General features: G+C 49.1%; 3 protein-coding genes. All 3 read right to left on the bottom strand.

Going from position 1 to position 4,870, the window contains the following annotated elements; genetic code table 11:
- Window positions 1-463 precede the first annotated feature (463 nt).
- Window positions 464-1,780, bottom strand: a complete 1,317-nt coding sequence (locus NSCA4_RS13305; protein WP_141565455.1) for a pentapeptide repeat-containing protein — start codon at window positions 1,778-1,780, stop codon at window positions 464-466.
- Between the two features lie 193 nt (window positions 1,781-1,973).
- The gene (locus NSCA4_RS15950; RefSeq protein WP_016686714.1) at window positions 1,974-2,102 is read right to left on the bottom strand and encodes a hypothetical protein; all 129 of its coding nucleotides are present in this window, start codon (window positions 2,100-2,102) and stop codon (window positions 1,974-1,976) included.
- 437 nt (window positions 2,103-2,539) lie between these two features.
- Window positions 2,540-4,747, bottom strand: coding sequence for a DNA helicase II (gene uvrD / locus NSCA4_RS0102745; RefSeq protein ID WP_029609469.1), 2,208 nt, complete (start codon window positions 4,745-4,747; stop codon window positions 2,540-2,542).
- Between the last annotated feature and the right edge of the window lie 123 nt (window positions 4,748-4,870).

Below are 4,870 nucleotides of genomic sequence, written 5' to 3'. Positions count from 1 at the left end.
CAGATTTAGGCTTTCAGACGACCTTTCGAATAATTTGCTTGAACCACTATTCAACAGCTTTTTGAATCTTGACCCACATTACCTCAAACGCCCGCCTTGCTCTACCGTTACCGTTGCCGTTATTCCCATTCCCACCGACGCAAGGAAAATACGCAAAAATCCATAAGTTAGAAATGCAGCAGCCTTGAAATATTCCCGAAATGCCAAGGTCTGGATTTCCGCCTGCGCGGGAATGGCAGCGGCAGGTTAAACAATCGAACCCGATCGGCAAGGCAGTATCGACGCACTGCCGCACCGTAGCGTGGGCTTTGCCCACGAAATCCGTTTGAAAACCTTGAACCAAAGAATAGCTATAAAACCCGAACGGACAATGACCGTTTCAAAGCAAAGGTCGTCTGAAAACAGATAACCAGTTTCGCTAAAACGTTTTCAGATGACCTTTCGGGTAACAACTGTCTCTTGGCTAATTCCCCATAGATTTCTTGCCGGACAAATCAGCAATCTTATTTAACAAATCAAGCACCTTATCCGACCCAAAATCATTGTCCGAGTGCTTATCTGCCGATGAATTGTCAGGCAGGTATTGGCTATTGAGCAGACGATTGCGGATTTGGGTAAAGGTTTCCTGCACATATTCATCCGCTTTTTCTGAATCATTGAAGCTGGCAGCAGCGTGTTGAGAGGCTTCAAGCAAACCGCTATAAAGCTCGATTTGATGTTTCATATTGGAAAAATGACGTATTTCCCTCAACAAGTTTTTCTGATGGCGCAGACAGGTGGTACCTATTAGCATCAAAGCGACGATAGGGAATGTGTAAAACAGGATATTTAGATTTTTTTCAACCAAAAATTCAGGAAGACATACAACAAAACTACCAAAACTTATAATCAAAAATATGCCCATACTGAATAATACAATACCCAACCATTTGAAAAGCCACGCCGAACGATCATTATTGTTAATTTGTTTATCTGTATTTTTTAAAGCCTCTGACAAGGATTTTTGTGCATCTTTAATCCGCCCTTTTAACTTTAGTTTCCTTAAGTTTTCTATTGCTCGTTCTAGTTGATCCTTAAGTTTTTTAATTTCTTTCTCATCTTTTTCTGTCTTCGATTCGGCTTGATTTAATTTTGCTTGTAAACCTTGGGTAATTATCTCTAAAGATTGGAATTTTTTTCCCCAGTTATCAGTAGAGAAATGAATAGGAGCGATGAATTGTATACAACCCTGTGGAGGAAGAAGAAAATCAGTTAATGATTCATCTAAACTAGCTTCATATACATTTGCTCCATTTAAATCTGCTCCAGTTAAGTCTGTCCCAATTAAATTTGCTCTAGTTAAATTCGCCCCTCTTAACTCAGCACCAGTTAGATTTGCACCAGTCAAATCCGCACCAGTCAAATTCGTTGCCGTTAAATCTGCCCCTCTTAAATTTGCTCCCCTTAAATGAGCATTAATCATTGCTGCCTTACTAAGAATTGCCCTATTAAGATTTGCGCCATTGAGATTTCCTTCTATTAGATTTGCAGCCTCTAAATTTGCCTCACTCAAATCCGCATGACTGAAATTTATTTCTCTGAGAATTGCGAACCGTAAATTCACAGTCCAAGGTGATGCACTTGGAAGATAGGCATAGTATCTGAAAGATATACCTGCAAAATCTTGCCCAGATAAATCAGCCCGTTTACCACTCTGTCCATTACTATCAACCCATAATTGATGCTCCTTTAAAATGGACAAAAAGGTTTCTTCATCTATTTGCATATCGTTATTTTCCACGAAATATTCTCTTTCCTTAAATCTATGCTTCCCTAAAGCCTATGAACAAGAATTATAGGTTTAATAAGATTAATCACCTAAAATAATTTCACATAATACTGAAATGCAATAGTAAGTAATGTATGAATGCCAAACCTAGCCTGCATTCTACCGCCGTCATTCCCGCGCAGGCGGGAATCCAGACTTTGGCATTTCAGAAATATTTCAAGGCTGCTGCGACTTCAAACTTCTGGATTCCCGCCTGCGCGGGAATGACGGCGGAGGTTTCGGCAAAGCTCGCTGCCCTCGTTTTCAGACGACCATTTGCCTCGTCGGTGTACATCGTAGCGAGAGCTTTGCCCAGGGTAATGACTAAAAGAGGTCGTCTGAAATTTTAGGTTTGATTCGTGGGCAAAGCCCACGCTACGGGCTTCTATTCTCTCCTGCTACGGTTTTTTGCCGTAGGTCGGATTCTCGAATCCGACATTTTTCCAACAGCGGTTTTTTCGGAAACGATAGACGCACAAATGTTTTTGTTGGATACGAGTATCCAACCTACATCTCTACTTCTGGATTCCCGCCTACGCGGGAATAACGGCAGAGGTTTCAGCAAAGTTCGTTGCTCTCGTTTTCAGACGACTATTTGCCCCGTCGATGTACATCGTAGCGTGGGCTTTGCCCACAATAATGACGGCTAAAAGAGGCCGTCTGAAATTTTGGGTTTGATTCGTGGGCAAAGCCCACGCTACGGGTTTCAGACGACCTCTGCCATCTTCCTTTTCACATCTCTTCCAGTTTCGCAAACTTGGTATCCAGCTCTTTCACGCCCTGTTTGCCGAAGTTGATGGTCAGTCGGGCGGATTCGCCTTTGTCTACGGCATCGATAATCACGCCGGTGCCGAATTTGGCGTGGCGGACGTTTTGTCCGATGCGGAAGCCTGCGTAGGTTTGGGGCTGTTTGTAGTCGTTGATGATTTTGTCTTTGGGCGCGGCGGTTTGGCGCGGGCTGCCGTAGCTGTCGTAGGCGGTCTTTTTGACGGACAGGTAGTGCAATACTTCGGGGGGGATTTCTTCGACGAAGCGGGAGACGATGCCGAATTGGGTTTGTCCATGCAGCATTCTTTGTTGCGCCATGGTGATGTAGAGGCGTTTGCGGGCGCGGGTGATGGCGACGTACATGAGGCGGCGTTCTTCTTCGAGGCCGCCGCGCTCGGCGAGGGAGTATTCGCTGGGGAAGCGGCCTTCTTCCATGCCGGTGAGGAAGACGGCGTTGAATTCCAGACCTTTGGCGGCGTGGACGGTCATGAGTTGGACGGCTTTTTCGCCCGCGCCTGCTTGGTTTTCGCCGGATTCGAGGGCGGCGTTGCTTAAGAAGGCGAGAATGGGGAAGGCGGGGTCGTCTGAAATGTTTTCAGGCAGGATTTCAAAGTTGCTGTCTTCGGGCTTGAACTCGATGGCGGCGTTGACGAGTTCGTCGAGGTTGTCGAGGCGGTCTTGGTTGTCGCCTTTTTGGGTTCGGTAGTGTTCGGTCAGGCCGCTGTCTTTGAGGATGCCGACGATGATTTCGGGCAGGGGCATTTGTCCGACTTGGTTGCGCAGGGCTTCAATGAGGCGGACGAAGGCGGCGACTTTGGCGGCTTTTGCACCGGCGTTGCAGGCTGCCTGCCAGAGGGTGATGCCTTGTTCGTTTGAGGCCGTCTGAAGGTTTTCGACGGTGCGCGCGCCGATGCCGCGCGGCGGGAAGTTGATCACGCGCAAGAGGGCGTTGTCGTCGTCGGGATTGACGGCGAGGCGCAGGTAGGCGAGTGCGTGTTTGATTTCTTGGCGTTCGTAAAAGCGCAAGCCGCCGTAGATTTTGTAGGGGATGCCGCTGCGGAACAGGCTTTGTTCGATAACGCGGGATTGGGCGTTGCTGCGGTAGAGGACGGCGATTTCGTCCAAATCCCAGCCTTCGCGTTCGAGGGCTTTGGTTTCGTCAACGATGAATTGGGCTTCTTCGAGGTCGGTAAAGGCGGAGTAGTAGCGGATTTTGTCGCCTGCCTCGGCGTCGGTGCGCAGGTTTTTGCCAAGGCGTTCGTCGTTGTTTTCAATCACGGCATTGGCGGCGGCGAGGATGTTGCCGACGGAGCGGTAGTTTTGTTCGAGTTTGACGGGCGCGTCGATGTGGAACTCTTCCATCAGCGCGGTCATGTTGCCGACGTGCGCACCGCGGAAACGGTAGATGCTTTGGTCGTCGTCGCCGACGGCAAATACCGCCGCGTTGCCGCCCGCCATGAGTTTGAGCCAGGCGTATTGCAGTTTGTTGGTGTCTTGGAACTCGTCAACGAGAATATGGTTAAAACGGTTTTGGTAGTGCTGGCGCAGGATTTCGTTGCTTTGCAGCATTTCGTAGCTGCGGAGCATGAGTTCGGCGAAATCGACCACGCCTTCGCGTTGGCAGATTTTGTCGTATTCGGCGTAGCATTCAATCATGCGGCTTGTGTGCGGGTCGGGCGCGCTCAACACGGAAGCGCGCAAACCGGATTCTTTTTGCGCATTGATAAAGCCTTGCAGCGAACGCGGTGCGATGATTTCTTCGGCGATGTTGAGGCTTTTGAGCAGACGCTTGATGAGGGAAAGCTGGTCGCCGCTGTCTAGGATTTGAAAGGAAGACGGCAGGCCTGCGTCGCGGTGGTGCAGCCGTAGAAAGCGGTGGCACAAGCCGTGAAATGTACCGAGCCACATGGCGCGGACGTTGATGGGAATCATCGCACCGAGACGGGTTTGCATCTCTTTGGCGGCTTTGTTGGTAAACGTTACCGCCATAATGCTGTGTACGCTTGCCTGACCGGTTTGCAAAAGCCATGCGATGCGCGTGGTCAGCACGCGCGTTTTGCCGCTGCCCGCGCCCGCCAGCACAAGGGCGGATTGCGGCGGCCAGGTTACGGCGGAAAGTTGTTCGGGGTTCAAGCCTTGCAGGAGGGCTGCGGAAGAGGATTCGGAAAACATAAATACCGCATGAAAAAAAGTAGGAATACGGTATTTTAATAGAAACGGTTTAAGGTCGTCTGAAAAAGTGCAGCGGCAGGGCAGCACTTTTCCAATCGACGGTTTGATGATGCGGCACAGAAG

The organism is Neisseria sicca 4320 (genome assembly GCF_000193735.1).
In the GTDB taxonomy this organism is placed as follows: Bacteria; Pseudomonadota; Gammaproteobacteria; order Burkholderiales; family Neisseriaceae; genus Neisseria; species Neisseria sicca_E.
This window is presented reverse-complemented; position numbering and strand designations above follow the sequence as displayed.

What these genes read in the sequence shown, in the direction of transcription:
- NSCA4_RS15950 (WP_016686714.1), bottom strand. Translation starts at nt 2,102, where the DNA reads ATGTACACCGACGAGGCAAATGGTCGTCTGAAAACGAGGGCAGCGAGC.
- uvrD (WP_029609469.1), bottom strand. Translation starts at nt 4,747, where the DNA reads ATGTTTTCCGAATCCTCTTCCGCAGCCCTCCTGCAAGGCTTGAACCCC.